Origin of the sequence: Blastomonas sp. CCH1-A6 (assembly GCF_001556365.1) — a bacterium.
In the GTDB taxonomy this organism is placed as follows: domain Bacteria; phylum Pseudomonadota; class Alphaproteobacteria; order Sphingomonadales; family Sphingomonadaceae; genus Blastomonas; species Blastomonas ursincola.
Genome location: NZ_LSIS01000474.1, coordinates 1 through 14742, shown reverse-complemented (window position 1 = coordinate 14742; position 14742 = coordinate 1). Strand labels below are relative to the sequence as shown.

Genomic DNA, 14742 nt, shown 5'->3' with positions numbered 1-14742 from the left:
CCGCCGCTGCCGACCTTTACGACTTCGTGCTGCCCCAGAACGACCCGGCCGATCCCAATGCGGTGCTGTCGAACATCACGATCAGCGACGAGGGCGTGGTCAGCGCCACCTTCTCCAACGGCACCCAGACGCGGATCGGCGCGGTCGCGATGGCGAGCTTCGCTGCCGCCGAAGGCCTTCGCCCGATCGGCGATGCGCACTGGCAGTCGACCGGCGTGTCAGGCACACCTCTGATCAACCAGGCGGGCAACGGCCCGCTCGGCACCGTCCGTTCGGGAACGCTCGAAGCGGCCAATATCGACCTGACGGAAGAACTTGTCTCGCTGATCGCGGCGCAGCGCAACTTCCAGGCGAACGCCCAGGCGCTCGAAACCGCGAACACGCTGACCCAGACGATCGTCAACCTGCAGACCTGATGATCCGCGCTTAACCCTTTCGTAATCCGCAACACCAAGGTGCCCTGACATGGACAAGATGATCCACATCAACCTGAAAGCCATGCAGGGCATCATGAATCGCCAGACGGCGATCGCCAACAACATGGCCAATGCGGACACGACCGGGTTTCGCGCAGAGATCGTCAACGCCCGCGCGCTCTATGTGCAGGGCGAAGGCCTGGCCAGCCGTGCCTCGACCAGCGAGGCGGTGGTCGGCGCGGACATGAACGCGGGCACGGTCGAGATGACCGGCGGGCCGCTCGACATCGCGATGAACGGCGATGCGCTGCTCGGCGTGCAGGCGGCCGACGGGGCGGAAGCCTATACACGGCGCGGCGACCTGATGGTCAACGAAAGCGGGCTGCTGACCACCGGCGACGGGTTCCCCGTGCTCGGCCAGGGCGGCCCGATCACGCTGCCCCAGGCGGACAAGATCAGCATCGCGTCCGACGGCACGATCTCGATCGTGCCGGCCGGAGGCGATCCCAACCAGCCGATCGAGGCGGGCCGCCTGAAGCTGGTCAGCCCGCAGGGCAGCGAGATCAAGAAGGGCCTGGACGGCCTGTTTAGGGTGCCGAATGACGGCTCCCTGCCCGAGGATCCCGACGCAACGGTGACCACCGGTGCACTCGAGGGGTCGAATGTGAACATGACCCAGGCGCTGGTCGACATGATCGAGGCCAGCCGTGCCTGGGAAACCCAGGTCAAGATGCTGACCACCGCGCAGGAAATGGACGATGGCGGCGCATCCATCATGCGGATGCCGAGCTGAGCCGAGCGAAACGGAGTGAAATGAGATGAGCAACGGAGCCCTTCAGGTCGCCCGTACCGGGCTGGACGCGCAGAACACCAAGATGCGCGTCATCGCCAACAACCTGGCGAACGTGAACACCACCGGTTTCAAGCGCGACCGGGCCAATTTCGAATCGCTGGCCTATCAGCAGCAGATTGCCCCGGGCGCCCGCGCCGATGCGCAGAACCGCTATGCCACCGGCCTTTCGGTCGGCACCGGCGTGCGGGTCGCCAATACGAGCCGCATCGAAACCCAGGGTTCGGCCCAGATCACCAACAATTCGCTCGACGTGATGATCGAGGGCAATGGCTATTTCCAGCTGCAGATGCCCGATGGCAGCTTCGCCTTCACCCGCGCAGGCAATTTCACCCAGACCGCCGACGGCCTGCTGGTCACGCAGGAAGGCCTGCCGGTCGTCCCGAACATCCAGATTCCGCCCGGCGTCACCAGCATCACCATCGGTTCGGACGGCATGGTTTCCGCCACGCTCGCCGGGCAGACCGATCCCAGCGAACTGGGTCAGATGGAGCTTGCCAGCTTCGTCAACCCGGCAGGCCTGCAGTCGATCGGCAACAACCTGCTGACCCAGACCGCTGCCAGCGGCCCGCCGGTGACCGGTGCAGCCGGTATCGAAGGCCGCGGCACCCTGCGCCAGGGCGTTCTCGAAGGATCGAACGTCAACATCGTCGAAGAGCTGGTCGACATGATCGAGACCCAGCGCGCCTATGAGGTCAATTCCAAGATGATCAAGGCGACCGACGAGATGCTGCAGTTCGCCAACCAGCAGGTCGGCTGAGGATAGATGACGATGCTTCGCACCTCTCTCCGTCACGGCCTGACCGCAGCTCTGCTGGTCGCGCTGTGCGCGGCAACGCCTGCTCTGGCCAAGAAGAAGAAGGCGCCCATCCAGCCCGATCCGGACTATGCGCCGACCCTGTCGATGCCGCAGCCGGCGCCGGCCGTCCCCAATGGCGCGATCTTTCAGGCGAGCAACGGCTATTCGGCACTGACCAACGGCGCGCGCGCCGCGATGGTGGGCGATGTGCTGACCATCGCGCTGGTCGAACGCACTCAGGCGGCCAAGTCCAACGGCGCCAATACCGAACGCAATGGCAGCATTGGCCTCACCCCACCGACCACCGGCCCCTTGAGCTTCTTCAACCCGTCCGATGTCGCGGCGGGCGGCAATACCAGCTTCCAGGGCACCGGCACGGCGCAGCAGTCCAACTCGCTTCAGGGCCAGATCACCGCGACCATCGCCGAGGTCTATCCCAATGGCACCATGCTGGTGCGCGGCGAGAAGCTGATCAGCCTCAACCGGGGTGCAGAACATATCCGTTTCAGCGGCATCGTTCGCGCCGTCGATATCAGCGCAGAGAATGTCGTCCCGTCGTCACGCGTCGCCAATGCGCAGATCATCTATGGCGGCACCGGCGAGATCGCTCGCGCCAGCCAGAAGGGCTGGCTGCAGCGCTTCTTCGAAATCATCAGCCCGTTCTGAAGGCCCATTGACATGACGCTTGCCTCCACCTTCCGCATGTTTGCCGCACTGCTGCTGGCAATCTGTGCCGCAACGCAGCCTGTCCAGGCCGAGCGCATCAAGGATCTGGGAGCGTTCCAGGGCCTGCGCGCCAACCAGCTGACCGGCTATGGCATCGTGGTGGGCCTGCCCGGAACCGGCGACGACAACCTGCAATATGCCACGCTGGCCATGCGCGGCGTGACCAATCGCTTCGGCCTGACACTGCCGCCGGGCATCAACCCGGCCACCCGCAACGCCGCCGCGGTCATGGTCACGGCCGAGCTGCCGCCGATGGCCAAGCCCGGCCAGCGCCTTGACGTGACCGTCTCTGCCATCGGCCAGGCCAAGTCCCTGCGCGGCGGAACGCTGATCATGATGCCGCTGCTGGGTGCCGATGGACAGATCTATGCCATGGCCCAGGGCAATCTGGCGGTGGGCGGACTTGGCGTGACCGGCGCGGACGGCTCGAACACGGTGGTCAACATTCCGTCGGTCGGACGCATCGCCGGCGGGGCCACGGTGGAACGCACCGTGGATACCGGGTTCGACCAGAGCCCGCATCTGCTGTTCAACCTGAACGATGCCGACCTGACCACGGCCATGCGCGTTGCCGACGCGATCAACGGCCAGTTCGGCTATGCGCTGGCAGTGGCCAATGACGCCGTGTCGGTGCGGATCGCCGCCCCGGTGACCCCGCAGGAGCGGGTGCTGATGATGTCCCGAATCGAGAATATTCCGGTCACCCCGGCAGAAGCTGCCGCGAAAGTAATTGTTAACGCGCGCACGGGTACGGTCGTTATCAATGGCGCGGTACGGATCGGGCCGGCGGCGGTGAGCCATGGCAAGCTGACCGTGAAGGTGCAGGAAGCACCCACTGTCGTGCAGCCCGCGCCGTTCAGCCAGGGCCAGACCGCAGTCGAACAGCGCAGCCAGGTAGAGATCGAGGAACAGACCAACCCGGCATTCGAAATCACGAAAGGTGCCAACTTGTCCGAGATTGTCGAAACGATCAATGCCATCGGCGCCTCGCCGAGCGATCTCGCCGCGATCCTGGAAGCGTTGAAGCAGTCCGGCTCGCTCAAGGCGGAGCTCGTGATCCTGTGACCGTCATGCCCGCCTCTGCCGCCTTCCCGCTTGCGCGCACCAGCGCGGCGCTGCCGCTCGACAAGCAGGCCAAAGCCGCCGCGTCCGCTGCCAGCGGCTCGCAAGGTGCCGCGCCGGGCAGGAGCGAAGCCGAAACGGCCGAGCTGCGCAAGGCGGCGCAGTCGTTCGAGGCGATCTTCCTGCGCCAGATGATCGGTGCGATGCGCAGCGCCACCGATGGCGACACGTTGCTCGGGTCTTCGGCCACCGACCAGTTCCGCGACCTGATGGACGCGCGCGTCGCCGAGGACATGGCGGGCAAGCAGAGCTTCGGCATCGCCGACATGGTGCTCAAGCAGTTCGGGATCGATAAGCCATGAGCAACCTGCTGAACATCGGCCGATCGGGCCTGCGCGCGTTCTCGCGCTCGATGGATGCGGTGTCGCACAACATCGCCAATGCCGAAAATCCGGATTATGTGCGCCGCAGCGTGCAGATGAGCGATGCCACCGTGTCGAGCGCGCTCAATCCCGCCTATCTGTCGCAGACCGGCCTCAACGGCGTGCGGGTGGCACAGACGGTGCGCGCATCGGACGAGTTCATCGAGGCGCAGGTCCGCCAGAGCGGCGCCGCGCGCATCCGCGCCGAGACCCAGGTCACCTGGATGGAGCGGATCGAGACCAATCTCGACAATGCCGGATCGAATGTCGGCAGCCGGCTCAACACCTTTTTCAGCCGCGCCGAAGAGGTGGCGGCCGCGCCGTTCGACAATTCGCTCAAGCTCACCCTGCTCAGCGAGCTCGACGCGGTGGTCGATGCCTTCCGCCGCACCGCCAGCAACATGACGCTGACCGCGCAGCAGGTCAGCCAGGCCGCGACGCAGGAAGCCAACACGCTCAACGCCGCGCTCGAGAATCTCAACAAGATCAACCTCGACATCACCCGCACCAAGGAAGGCACCGATGCGCATGCCGGCCTGCTCGATGCGCGCGATGCGATGCTGGCGACGATTTCCGAAAAGCTGAACGCGACGATCAGCCTGGCCCCCAATGGTACCGCGACGCTCACCTATGGCGGACAGCAGCTGGCAGGCGTCAACTTCTTCGCCACCGTGACCTCATCGTCCAATGCCGATGGCAGCCTGGCGTTGCAGGTCAATGGCGTTGCAGTCCCCGTGCCGAGCGAGGGATCGCTGGCCGGGCTCAGCCGCTCGGGCGCGACTGCGCAGGGACGGCTCAACGATCTGACCGCGCTGGCGCAGCAGCTGGTCACCGATATCAACGCCTGGCAGGCCCAGGGCCGCACGCTGGGGGGAGCCGCCGGAGCCCCGCTGCTGACCATGCCGGGCGATGCCTCGACGCTCGCGGTGACGACGCGCGACATCAATCAGCTCGCGATCGCCGGCGCCGATGGAACGCCCAACGGCAATCTGCTGGCGCTGCCCGCCCTGCGCACCACGGCGGGCGTCGAGACGCAGTGGAACAATTTCATGGCCGGCTTTGCCACCAGTCTTGCATCGGTGCGCAGCGAATCCGATGCCGCGACCGCGCTCGACGAAGGCGCACGCCGCCGCCGCGATGCGATGTCGGGGGTCGATCTCGACCGCGAGGCCGCCGATCTCATCCGGCTGCAACAGGCCTATGAAGCGTCGGCCCGGGTGATCCAGGTTGCGCGCGAGACCATGCAATCCATCCTGAACATCTTCTAACGCGACAAGGCACGACATCATGGTCCAATCCGTCAACCGCTATCGCGCGCCGCAGGATGTCACCCGGCAGGTGCGGCTGAGCCAGCAGATTGCCGATCAGCAGGCGCTGGTCAGCGGCGAGAGCCGCATCGCCCGGCCCTCGAACGATCCCAAGGCCTGGCTCGAGTCCTCGAACATCTCGCGCTTCCAGTCGGACGAAGCCGCTTGGGTCAACAATCTGGGCCGCGCCGACACGCGCGCCAACCAGGCCGAGGCGAGCCTCAACACCATCGTGAGCGGGCTCATCCGCACGCGCGAGCTGCTGCTGCTGGCCAATACCGGCACGATCAGCACGGCCGACCCCGAAGTGCTCGCGCTCGAGGTCGAGGGGATCAACGCCGATTTCAACGATGCGCTGGGCCAGCGCGACAATTTCGGCGGGCAGCTGTTCGGCAACGGGCCGGTCATCCGCATTCCGATGGGCGATGCCCGCTTCGTCGTGTCTGCGCCCAATCTGGACGAGGTCCAGGCGAATATCGATGTCGACGGGGGCGCTGGCGGAGCCACGCGCAGCCTGGAACAGATCATGACCGATACCGCCGCCGCGATCCGCGACAACACGGCCACCGGCCAGGCCGCCCGAAATGCGCAACTGACCGCGCTCGACGGCGCGATCGACCGCATGACCCAGCTGCTGACCCGCCAGGGCGTGGTGAAGAATTCCATCGAATCGGCGCGCGAGGAGCTGGAGCAGAGCAAGCTATCGCTGGCCTCGCGCAAATCGGAACTGGTCGATGCGAATGTCGCCGAGGCCCTGACCCGGATCCAGACGTTGCTGACCAACCTGCAGGCCACCCAGGCCGTCTATGCCAAGGTCTCGCAACAGTCGCTGCTCGACTTCCTGCGCTGATGATCCACCGGGTTAACGCCAACGCCCGCGCTGTTAACCCTGTTTTGCGCTTAACCACGATCGTCAAAAGCCGTTCTACGATCTGAACGGGCCGGTTTTTCAGCCCGCATTGCGCCACCGTCCGGTGGGCAATTATCACGATCAAGGGAACCGCGATGTTCGCAGCAATTGGCTTTGTCGTCCTGATCGCCATGGTGTTCGGCGGGTTCATTCTCGCCGGGGGCAGCATGGGCGTCATTCTGCACGCCCTGCCGCTGGAAATGATGATCATCGGCGGCGCGGCTGCAGGCTCGATGCTGATCGGCAATTCGGGCGCGCACATCAAGGCGATCGGCGGCGGCGTCAAGACCGCGTTCAAGGGTGCCAAGTACAAGAAGCAGGATTTTCTCGACTGCATCTTCCTGGTGTCCAAGCTGATGAAGATGCTGCGCACCGAAGGCCCGGTGGCGCTCGAGCCGCATATCGAGGACCCCAAGAGCTCCTCGGTCTTTTCGGAATATCCCACGCTGCTCAAGGATACGACGCTGATCCATCTGATCTGCGATTCGCTGCGCCTCGTCGTTGTCTCGTCGGGCCAGCTCGATCCGCATGCGGTGGAGGATGTCGTCGATCAGGCGATCAAGACGCATCACCACGAGGCGGTCGGCCCCGCCGACGGCCTGCAGAACCTCGCGGATGCCTTGCCCGCGCTCGGGATCGTCGCGGCCGTTCTCGGGATCGTCAAGACCATGGGCTCGATCGACAAGCCGCCGGCCATCCTGGGCGAAATGATCGGTTCGGCACTGGTCGGTACGTTCCTCGGGATTTTTCTCGCTTATGGTCTGGTCGGTCCGCTGGCCAACCGCTGCAAGCAGGTGATCGAGGCCGATGGCGCGATGTATCACGTTGCCAAGCAGATCATCATCGCATCGCTCCACGGCCATCCGCAGCCGCTGGTGATCGAGGCCGCGCGCTCGAGCCTGGGTCACGCCAACCAGCCGACCTTTGCCGACGTGTTCGACGGCATGCGGGGCCGCTAAGCCATGGCCAAGCGCAAGCCCGATCCGGTGGAGAATGTCCGCCCGATCATCGTCAAGAAGATCATCGAGGAAGGCCATGGCGGCCATCATGGCGGCGCCTGGAAGGTGGCCTATGCTGACTTCGTGACGGCAATGATGGCCTTCTTCCTGCTGATGTGGCTGCTCGGCGCGACCGAGGAAAAGGACCGCAAGGCGATTGCCGACTATTTCGCGCCGACCATCGTCGAGCTGAAATCGGGCAGCGCCGGCTCCAACGGCCTGTTCGGCGGGGAATCGATCGTCGGGCGCGACGATTATCCCAACCGCGCCGGCCAGACTGGAACGCGGACGATCACCATTCCGCAGGATGCCACCGGGACCGCCGATGATGCCGGCAAGAGCCCCTATAGCAACATGACCGAAGAGCAGCGGGCGGCGATGCGGAAGGCGCAGCAGCTGGCCGAGAAGGAACAGTTCGAGAAGCTCAAGAAGCAGCTCGAGGAGCGGCTAGGCGGCAGCGAGCAGCTCAGCAAGCTGCTCAAGAACGTGCGCTTCACCGATACGCGTGAAGGCCTGCGCATCGACCTGGTGGACGAAGCCAATTTCAGCATGTTCGCGCTGTCGACCGACAAGCTGGTTCCCAAGGCGGCCGAATTGCTGAAAGAGGTCGCGCAGGTCATCAACGGTATGCCCAATCCGGTGATCATCCGCGGGCATACCGATGCCCTGCCCTATGCCTCGGGCAAGACGATGAACAACTGGATGCTCTCGACCAGCCGCGCCGAGGCGACGCGCAGGGCGCTGGTGATCGGGGGGATAAATCCGGGTCAGGTGCACCGCATCGAAGGCGTGGCCGACAAGGAGCCATACAATCCGATGGACCGCAACGACCCGGCCAACCGCCGCATCTCGATTACCCTGGCCTTTACCGACCCGACCGCAGGATCGGCGAGTGCACCGGGCGGCGCGAAGGCACCCGGCGCCATGCCGTCACGGCCCGTTCCCGCGCCGCTACCCTCCAAATAGGGGAACGGTCGGGCCGCGGACGGCAGCGTCAGCCGGCGAGCTTCTCTGAAATCTCGAGCATGGCGATGGCGGCGCGGGCAGCGTCGCCGCCCTTGTCCTTCTCGTCCTTCTTGGCCCGGGTGAGCGCCTGGGCCTCGTTCTCGACGGTGAGAATGCCATTGCCGATCGGCAGGCCGTCGAGCGTCAGCGCCATGATCGCGCGCGCGCTTTCGTTCGAGACCACCTCGAAATGATAGGTCTCGCCGCGGATGATCACGCCGATCGCGACAAAACCGTCAAAACGCTGCGTTTCCGATGCCATGGCGATGGCTGCCGGGATTTCCAGCGCCCCCGGAACGGTCAGCGTTTCATGGCTGTGCCCCGCCGCCTTGATCGCGGCGCGCGCGCCTTCGAGCAGCAGGTCGTTCAAATGATCGTAGAAGCGTGCCTCGACGATGAGGAAATGCGCCATGGTTCGATTATCCTGTAATGAAGCGGAAAAAGAGGCTGATCAGCCGGTGGTCCAGGCCGCGACCTCGGCCGCGACCGTGTTTGCCGCCTGGTTCAATGCCGCACCCACCGTCACCGCGTCAACCGTCGCGACCGGAACGCTCGCCTCGAAGCGCTGCTTGCGCAAGGGGCTGCCGGGCTTGCGCACCACCGCGTCGAAGCGGACGATCGCAGCGCGCCTGTCCTCGTCATAGCCGAAGCGCTGGAGCTGGCCCGACAGCATGGTGCTGCGCTCGGCCCCGGTCTCGACCTGGTCAAGCACCAGCCGCCCGCTCTTCGCGGCCAGCGTCTCGGCCAGCACGGTGCGGAACAATCGCGCGGGCTTGTCCGCCCAGACCGCATCCTTGACATAGGCGATGGCACTGTCGCTGACTTGGACCGGCACGCGCACCTGATCGAGCGTGCGCTCGACCGTGGGTGTATCGACCACGATCGCATCGGTCACCGACGCCGATGCCATCGACCCCGCCCCCGGCGTGGCGCTCGAGGTCAGCGTCAGCAACTGCGGCGGCGCTTCGGAACCGAAGCTGACGCAACCGGCGAGCAAGGCGCAGGCAGCGCCGGCGGCCAGCAATGAACGGAACGTGGCGGTCATGGCGGAGCCTCTCAATTCTTCGGCTTGTAATCGGGCAGCGGCGGCGCGCTGAGCAGTCCGCCTGCGCCTTCCTGATCGATCTTCTCGGTGATCGCCGACAGCGCGCGCGCGGTGACGCGCAGGTCGCGCACCAGCGCCTCGGTCTCGGGCAAAGTGGTGGTCGAGAACTGACGCAGACCCGGCTTGGCCTCTTCCATCGTCTCGGTCAGCTTGACCAGCGCCTTGTCGGTATCGGCCAGCGTCTTGGCGAGTTGCCGTGCCAGCGGACGGCCTTCGCTGTCGAGTACTTCCTTGGTCGACTGCGCGGTCATGCCGAGCTGCTCGGCGGCGACCCCCGCCTTGGTCAGCGTCACGCGCAGCTCGGCAAGCGCGGCGCGCAGTTCGGGCGCGCTGTCGGCCAGCTCGCCGGTCAGCCGGCCCGAATTCTTGAGCAGGATCGAGATCGACTTCTGGTTCTCGTCCGACAGGACCTGGGTGAAGCGCTCGGTCAATGTCGCCAGCCGCTCGATCAGCAGCGGCGCATTGTTGAGCAGTTCACCGAGCGCGCCGGGCTTGGTCGGGATGACAGGCACGCCTTCGGGTCCCGGCTCAGTAATCTCGGGCGCGCCCTGCTTGGCACCGTCGAGCTGGATCTGCGAAACGCCGGTAAAGCCGACGCCCTGGATGGTGGCGGTGGTGCCTTCGAGGATCGGAACATGCGCATCGACCTCGATCCGCACGCGCACGAACTGCGGGTCCTTGGCCCAGAGCGCGATCTCGGTCACCTGACCCGAGGGCACGCCCGAATAGGCGACGACCGACCCCTTGGCGATGCCGTCGACCGAGGTCTTGAAGAAGATGTCATAGGGCTGGCGATCGGTCTCGCCCAGCCCCGCCAACCAGATGACAAAGGCGGCGATGCCCGCCAGCAGCACCAGGGTGACGGTCCCCACCCAGACATGATTGGCGCGTGTTTCCATGGCGTTGGTTATGCCCCTGATGTTCTGATGGTGTAAACCGCCAAAGCGGCGACGGCGTTCCGCAAGGTCATCGCAGGAACCCCCGGCTCTTGCTGCTCGCCGGAAGGCGCTTGCGCTTCAGTTCCTCGTCGGCATGGCTGACGGCGGCAGCGCGGCCGCGCGGGCCGTTGAAATATTCCTGGATCCACGGATGGTCGGTGGCGAGCAGTTCGGGGATCGTGCCGATGGCGATGACCTTCTTGTCCGCCAGCACCGCCACGCGGTCGCAGATCTCGTGCAGCGTATCGAGGTCGTGCGTGATCAGGAACACCGTCAGCCCCAGCGTCCGCTGCAGCTCGCGGGTCAGCGCATCGAAGCGCGCCGCGCCGATCGGGTCGAGCCCCGCGGTGGGTTCGTCGAGGAACAGCACGTCGGGATCGAGCGCCAACGCCCGCGCAAGCCCTGCGCGCTTCTTCATGCCGCCCGAAAGCTCGGACGGATATTTGTCGGCCGCGTCCTCGGGCAGGCCCGACAGCGCGATCTTGTAGAGCGCGATCTCGCGCCGCAGCTTGCGATCGATATTCGGATAGAATTCGGCGAGCGGCACCATCACGTTCTCGGCGACGGTGAGCGTCGAGAACAGCGCCCCGCCCTGGAACAGCACGCCCCAGCGGCTGCGGATCGAGACATCCTCTTCCTCGCCGTCGAGAATGGATTCGCCCAGCACCTCGATGCGCCCGGCATCGGGCCGCTGCAGCCCGATGATCGAGCGCATCAGCACTGACTTGCCGGTACCCGATCCGCCGACCACGCCCAGAATCTCGCCATGCCGCACGTCGAGCGACAGATCGTCGTGCACCACCTGCTCGCCGAAGCTGTTGGTCAGCCCCGTGATGCGAATGGCGACATCGCAGTCCTTTTCCCGCGCCGCGCTCATCCCCAGCCCACTTCGGTAAAAAAGACCGCGAAGAACGCGTCGAGCACGATGACCATGAAGATCGCCTGGACCACGGCAGCGGTGGTGCGCATGCCGACTTCCTCGGCATTGCCGCGCACCTGCATGCCCTGATAGCAGCCGGCGAGCGCGATGATCAGCCCGAAGACCGGAGCCTTGATCATGCCGACATAGAAATCGGTGATCGGGACGACCTCCTGGATGCGCACGACAAAGGTGGCGGGCGGAATCTCGAGCACGATCCAGCACAGGAACGCGCCGCCAATCATCGCGACGATCATCGAATAGAAGCCGAGCAGCGGCATCATCAGCACCGCAGCGGTCACGCGCGGCAGCACCAGCGCCTCGACCGGGGAGACGCCGATCGTGCGCATCGCGTCGACCTCCTCGGTCAGCTTCATCGTGCCGATCTGCGCCGCGAACGCGCTGCCCGACCGGCCCGCGACCATGATTGCGGTCATGAGCACGCCCAGTTCACGAATGGTCAGCCGACCGACCAGATTAACGGTGAACACCTCCGCCCCGAACTGGCGCAGCTGCACCGCGCCCTGCTGCGCGATGACGATGCCGATGAGGAAGCTCATGAGCCCGACAATGCCAAGCGCCGAGACGCCGACCAGCTCGAAATGGCGCACCGTCGCGGCCCAGCGGATGCGGCGCGGATGCGCGATCAGCGACAGCAGCGATCGCACCAGCGCGCCGAAAAAGCCGAGCATGCCGAGCATCGAGCCCAAGGCGGTCATCGTCGCCTCGCCGACGCTGGCGAGCACCCGGCTGACCACATTGGGCCGGTGCGGCGGCTCGATATCGCTGATGTCCGATCGGCCCACCGCCTCGACCAACCTGCTGCCCGATTCGCTGAGGTTCACGATCTCGCAGCGCTGGTCGCGTGCCAGCCGATAGACCACCCAGGCGCCGACGGTGTCGATATGCCCGGTATCGGCCATGTCGATCAGCCCGATCGGCTGGTCGATCGCCTTCAACCGCTTGTCGAGAGCGGCAATGGTGGTGATATCGAGATTGCCGGAAAAGCGCAGCACCGCGCCGGTTTCACCGCGCTCTTCGATCGCAAAGTCGGCCGGGGCACCCATATGCCGCCCTTCTTGTGCGATAAACGGTGCGATCACAAGCACCTTGGCGCACAATTGGTCGCAGCGGAATTTGCCATCATGCAGGCCATACGCGGCAAGCACCGGCTTGTTTCCCGCCGGATTGGCGTTAATGCTCGCGGGCGTGGGGGAGAGGCTGGCCTTTTACGATATGGATCGGACGATTACCGTCCATCCGACCTATGCGCGCTTCCTGCTGTGGATGGCGCTGCGCCATGCGCCGTGGCGGCTGGTGCTGCTTCCGCTCTCGCTGCTCGCCGCGATCGGCTATGTCCTGCGCCTGGTCAGCCGCGACCAGCTCAAGCAGATCAACCAGAGGCTGCTGCTGGGCGAACTTCGGGTCGCCTGGCTGGCAGAACCCATGGCAGCACATGCCGAGCATGTCTTTGCCACCAATATCCGCCCCGGCGCGCTCGAGCGCATCGCCGCCGATCGCGCCGAAGGCTATCGCATCGTCATCGCCACGGCGTCCTACCGGCTCTATGTCGAGGCGATCGCGCGGCGCCTTGGGATCGACGATGTGATCGCGACCGACCTTGTCTCCTCGCACGGGACCGTGCAGCCGAAGATTGCCGGGCACAATTGCTACGGCATCCACAAGGCGGAGATGATCGCCGCCTGGATGGCCGAACACGGGCTCGATCCGGCCGAGTGCAGCATCCGCTGCTATTCTGACCATGTCTCGGACATTCCGATGCTCGAACTGGCGCACGAGGCATTCGTGACCAATGCGCACATGCCGATGCGGATCGTCGCGCGCGAACGCGGCTGGCCCGAGATCGACTGGCCCGGCGCGCTTGCGCCGCAGCACAGGGTGGCGCAACCGGGCATCACCGGCTAGGCAGAAAGCTCGCCTGCGAACAACCCCGGGGAAGCTCATGAAATCCGTCGCCGTCCTGCTGTCCACCGCGCTCGCCGCCTCGCTGATGCTGGCCTCGCCCGTATCAGCCCAGTCTGCCGGCAATACCGCCGAGGCAGAAGCTCCCGATTATCCCGCCATCCTCCCCCTGCGCGAGCAGGCAAAGCTGCGCGATGCCTGGCTCGCCCAGCGGCTAGAGACCGTCGTCCCGGCGCTGATGCGCGAACAGGGCGTCGACATGTGGGTGCTGATCGCGCGCGAATATGACGAGGACCCGGTGGTCGCGACCATGCTCGATGCACGTTCGATGCATGCGCGGCGGCGGACGATCCTGGTGTTCTTCGATCCGGGCGAGGGCAAGCCGGTCGAGCGGCTGACGGTGAGCCGTTATGGCCTCGCGGGAATGTTCGCCCCCGTCTGGACGCCCGAGCAACAGCCCGACCAGTGGAAGCGGCTTGCCGAGATCGTCGCCGAGCGCAATCCGCAGAAGATCGCGATGAACATCTCGTCGCAGACCGCGCTCGCCGATGGCCTCAGCCACAGCCAGTACGAGGATTTCGTCGCCGCGCTGCCGCCCGAATATCGCGAGCGAATCGTGCCCGCCGGGCCGCTCGCCATCGGCTGGCTGGAAAGCCGCATCCCCGCCGAGATGGAGGTCTATCCGTCGATTGTCCGCCTGGCGCACGCGATCATCGCCGAGGCGCTGTCCGACAAGGTCATCACGCCGGGCCAGACCACGGCAGAGGATGTGCAGTGGTGGATGCGCGAGAAGATCAGCGCGCTGGGCCTCAAGACCTGGTTCCATCCCTCGCTCGCCATTTTCCGCGCCAGCGAGGCGGGCGAGCTGACCGGCGATGCCGTTATCCAGCCCGGTGACATGCTGTGGACCGATTTCGGCATCACCTATCTGGGGCTCAATACCGATACCCAGCATCTCGCTTATGTTCTCAAACCCGGCGAGACCGACGCGCCGGCCGGCCTGAAGGCAGGGCTCGCTGCCGCCAATGCGGTGCAGGACATATTGACCGGCGAATTCCGTGTCGGCCTGACCGGCAACGACCTGCTCGCGGCCACCCGCGCCAAGGCGATCGCATCGGGCTATCAGCCGAGCATCTATTCGCATCCGATCGGTTTTCACGGGCACGGCGCGGGACCGGCGATCGGCTTCTGGGACAATCAGGACAGCAGCCCCGCCGGCCGCTATCTCGTCCGCGGCAGCACCGCCTGGTCGATCGAGCTCGCGGTCACCAACAACGTGCCCGAATGGGGCGACAAGGCGGTTTCCTTCCGCACCGAGGAGGACATGTTCTTCGACGGCGAGAAGGTCGCATATCTCGACGG

General features: G+C 65.5%; 17 protein-coding genes. 12 read left to right on the top strand and 5 right to left on the bottom strand.

Features of this window, described 5'->3' with window-relative positions:
* The 10 genes from AX735_RS21185 to AX735_RS21140 all read left to right on the top strand — a co-directional run.
* The coding region (locus tag AX735_RS21185; protein WP_156447571.1) for a flagellar hook-basal body complex protein at positions 1 to 416 on the top strand (416 nt) is incomplete at its 5' end.
* A gap of 49 nt (positions 417 to 465) precedes the next feature.
* Complete coding sequence (locus AX735_RS21180) at positions 466 to 1209, top strand: flagellar basal body rod protein FlgF (RefSeq protein ID WP_066284502.1); 744 nt, start codon at positions 466 to 468, stop codon at positions 1207 to 1209.
* Positions 1210 to 1234: 25 nt separating this feature from the next.
* Complete coding sequence (gene flgG / locus AX735_RS21175) at positions 1235 to 2026, top strand: flagellar basal-body rod protein FlgG (protein ID WP_066284500.1); 792 nt, start codon at positions 1235 to 1237, stop codon at positions 2024 to 2026.
* A gap of 6 nt (positions 2027 to 2032) precedes the next feature.
* Positions 2033 to 2731 carry a flagellar basal body L-ring protein FlgH gene (locus AX735_RS21170; protein ID WP_066284497.1) on the top strand — a complete coding sequence of 233 codons (699 nt, stop codon included), beginning with the start codon at positions 2033 to 2035 and terminating at the stop codon, positions 2729 to 2731.
* 12 nt (positions 2732 to 2743) lie between these two features.
* On the top strand, positions 2744 to 3856 hold the full coding sequence (locus AX735_RS21165; protein ID WP_137775782.1) for a flagellar basal body P-ring protein FlgI: 1113 nt from the start codon (positions 2744 to 2746) through the stop codon (positions 3854 to 3856).
* Positions 3853 to 4215: a rod-binding protein gene (locus tag AX735_RS21160; protein ID WP_231750206.1), complete on the top strand. Its 363-nt coding sequence runs from the start codon at positions 3853 to 3855 to the stop codon at positions 4213 to 4215. The genes AX735_RS21165 and AX735_RS21160 overlap by 4 nt, the downstream gene beginning before the upstream one ends.
* A complete protein-coding gene (flgK, locus tag AX735_RS21155; RefSeq protein WP_066284491.1) occupies positions 4212 to 5543 on the top strand; it encodes a flagellar hook-associated protein FlgK in 1332 nt (443 codons plus the stop codon). The genes AX735_RS21160 and flgK overlap by 4 nt, the downstream gene beginning before the upstream one ends.
* Positions 5544 to 5562: 19 nt before the next feature.
* The gene (locus AX735_RS21150; protein ID WP_066284488.1) at positions 5563 to 6432 is read left to right on the top strand and encodes a flagellin; all 870 of its coding nucleotides are present in this window, start codon (positions 5563 to 5565) and stop codon (positions 6430 to 6432) included.
* A gap of 155 nt (positions 6433 to 6587) precedes the next feature.
* Positions 6588 to 7451, top strand: coding sequence for a flagellar motor stator protein MotA (gene motA / locus AX735_RS21145; RefSeq protein WP_066284486.1), 864 nt, complete (start codon positions 6588 to 6590; stop codon positions 7449 to 7451).
* 3 nt (positions 7452 to 7454) lie between these two features.
* A complete protein-coding gene (locus tag AX735_RS21140) occupies positions 7455 to 8456 on the top strand; it encodes a flagellar motor protein MotB (protein ID WP_066284484.1) in 1002 nt (333 codons plus the stop codon).
* Positions 8457 to 8484: 28 nt separating this feature from the next.
* On the opposite strand, the gene ribH is transcribed toward AX735_RS21140, so the two are convergent.
* From ribH to AX735_RS21115, 5 genes are all read right to left on the bottom strand, one after another.
* Positions 8485 to 8907, bottom strand: coding sequence for a 6,7-dimethyl-8-ribityllumazine synthase (gene ribH / locus AX735_RS21135; protein ID WP_066284480.1), 423 nt, complete (start codon positions 8905 to 8907; stop codon positions 8485 to 8487).
* A 39-nt stretch (positions 8908 to 8946) separates the two neighbouring features.
* Positions 8947 to 9540 (bottom strand): ABC-type transport auxiliary lipoprotein family protein, encoded by a 594-nt coding sequence (locus AX735_RS21130; protein ID WP_066284479.1) that lies wholly within the window; start codon positions 9538 to 9540, stop codon positions 8947 to 8949.
* A gap of 11 nt (positions 9541 to 9551) precedes the next feature.
* The gene (locus AX735_RS21125; protein WP_060978897.1) at positions 9552 to 10499 is read right to left on the bottom strand and encodes an MlaD family protein; all 948 of its coding nucleotides are present in this window, start codon (positions 10497 to 10499) and stop codon (positions 9552 to 9554) included.
* A gap of 67 nt (positions 10500 to 10566) precedes the next feature.
* Positions 10567 to 11415: an ABC transporter ATP-binding protein gene (locus AX735_RS21120; protein WP_066284476.1), complete on the bottom strand. Its 849-nt coding sequence runs from the start codon at positions 11413 to 11415 to the stop codon at positions 10567 to 10569.
* On the bottom strand, positions 11412 to 12524 hold the full coding sequence (locus AX735_RS21115; RefSeq protein ID WP_066284506.1) for an ABC transporter permease: 1113 nt from the start codon (positions 12522 to 12524) through the stop codon (positions 11412 to 11414). Before AX735_RS21115 ends, AX735_RS21120 begins: the two co-directional genes overlap by 4 nt.
* Positions 12525 to 12666: 142 nt before the next feature.
* Between AX735_RS21115 and AX735_RS21110 the strand changes: the two genes are divergently transcribed.
* Both AX735_RS21110 and AX735_RS21105 read left to right on the top strand, forming a co-directional pair.
* Positions 12667 to 13383 (top strand): HAD family hydrolase, encoded by a 717-nt coding sequence (locus AX735_RS21110; RefSeq protein WP_231750205.1) that lies wholly within the window; start codon positions 12667 to 12669, stop codon positions 13381 to 13383.
* Between the two features lie 37 nt (positions 13384 to 13420).
* On the top strand, positions 13421 to 14742 hold a 1322-nt coding region (locus AX735_RS21105; protein ID WP_066284474.1), incomplete at its 3' end, for a M24 family metallopeptidase.

Coding starts and splice junctions, on each gene's coding strand:
- AX735_RS21180 (WP_066284502.1), top strand. CDS start 466: ATGGACAAGATGATCCACATCAACCTGAAAGCCATGCAGGGCATCATG.
- flgK (WP_066284491.1), top strand. CDS start 4,212: ATGAGCAACCTGCTGAACATCGGCCGATCGGGCCTGCGCGCGTTCTCG.
- motA (WP_066284486.1), top strand. CDS start 6,588: ATGTTCGCAGCAATTGGCTTTGTCGTCCTGATCGCCATGGTGTTCGGC.
- flgG (WP_066284500.1), top strand. CDS start 1,235: ATGAGCAACGGAGCCCTTCAGGTCGCCCGTACCGGGCTGGACGCGCAG.
- AX735_RS21120 (WP_066284476.1), bottom strand. CDS start 11,415: ATGAGCGCGGCGCGGGAAAAGGACTGCGATGTCGCCATTCGCATCACG.
- AX735_RS21125 (WP_060978897.1), bottom strand. CDS start 10,499: ATGGAAACACGCGCCAATCATGTCTGGGTGGGGACCGTCACCCTGGTG.
- AX735_RS21140 (WP_066284484.1), top strand. CDS start 7,455: ATGGCCAAGCGCAAGCCCGATCCGGTGGAGAATGTCCGCCCGATCATC.
- AX735_RS21165 (WP_137775782.1), top strand. CDS start 2,744: ATGACGCTTGCCTCCACCTTCCGCATGTTTGCCGCACTGCTGCTGGCA.
- AX735_RS21115 (WP_066284506.1), bottom strand. CDS start 12,524: ATGGGTGCCCCGGCCGACTTTGCGATCGAAGAGCGCGGTGAAACCGGC.
- AX735_RS21130 (WP_066284479.1), bottom strand. CDS start 9,540: ATGACCGCCACGTTCCGTTCATTGCTGGCCGCCGGCGCTGCCTGCGCC.
- ribH (WP_066284480.1), bottom strand. CDS start 8,907: ATGGCGCATTTCCTCATCGTCGAGGCACGCTTCTACGATCATTTGAAC.
- AX735_RS21150 (WP_066284488.1), top strand. CDS start 5,563: ATGGTCCAATCCGTCAACCGCTATCGCGCGCCGCAGGATGTCACCCGG.
- AX735_RS21170 (WP_066284497.1), top strand. CDS start 2,033: ATGACGATGCTTCGCACCTCTCTCCGTCACGGCCTGACCGCAGCTCTG.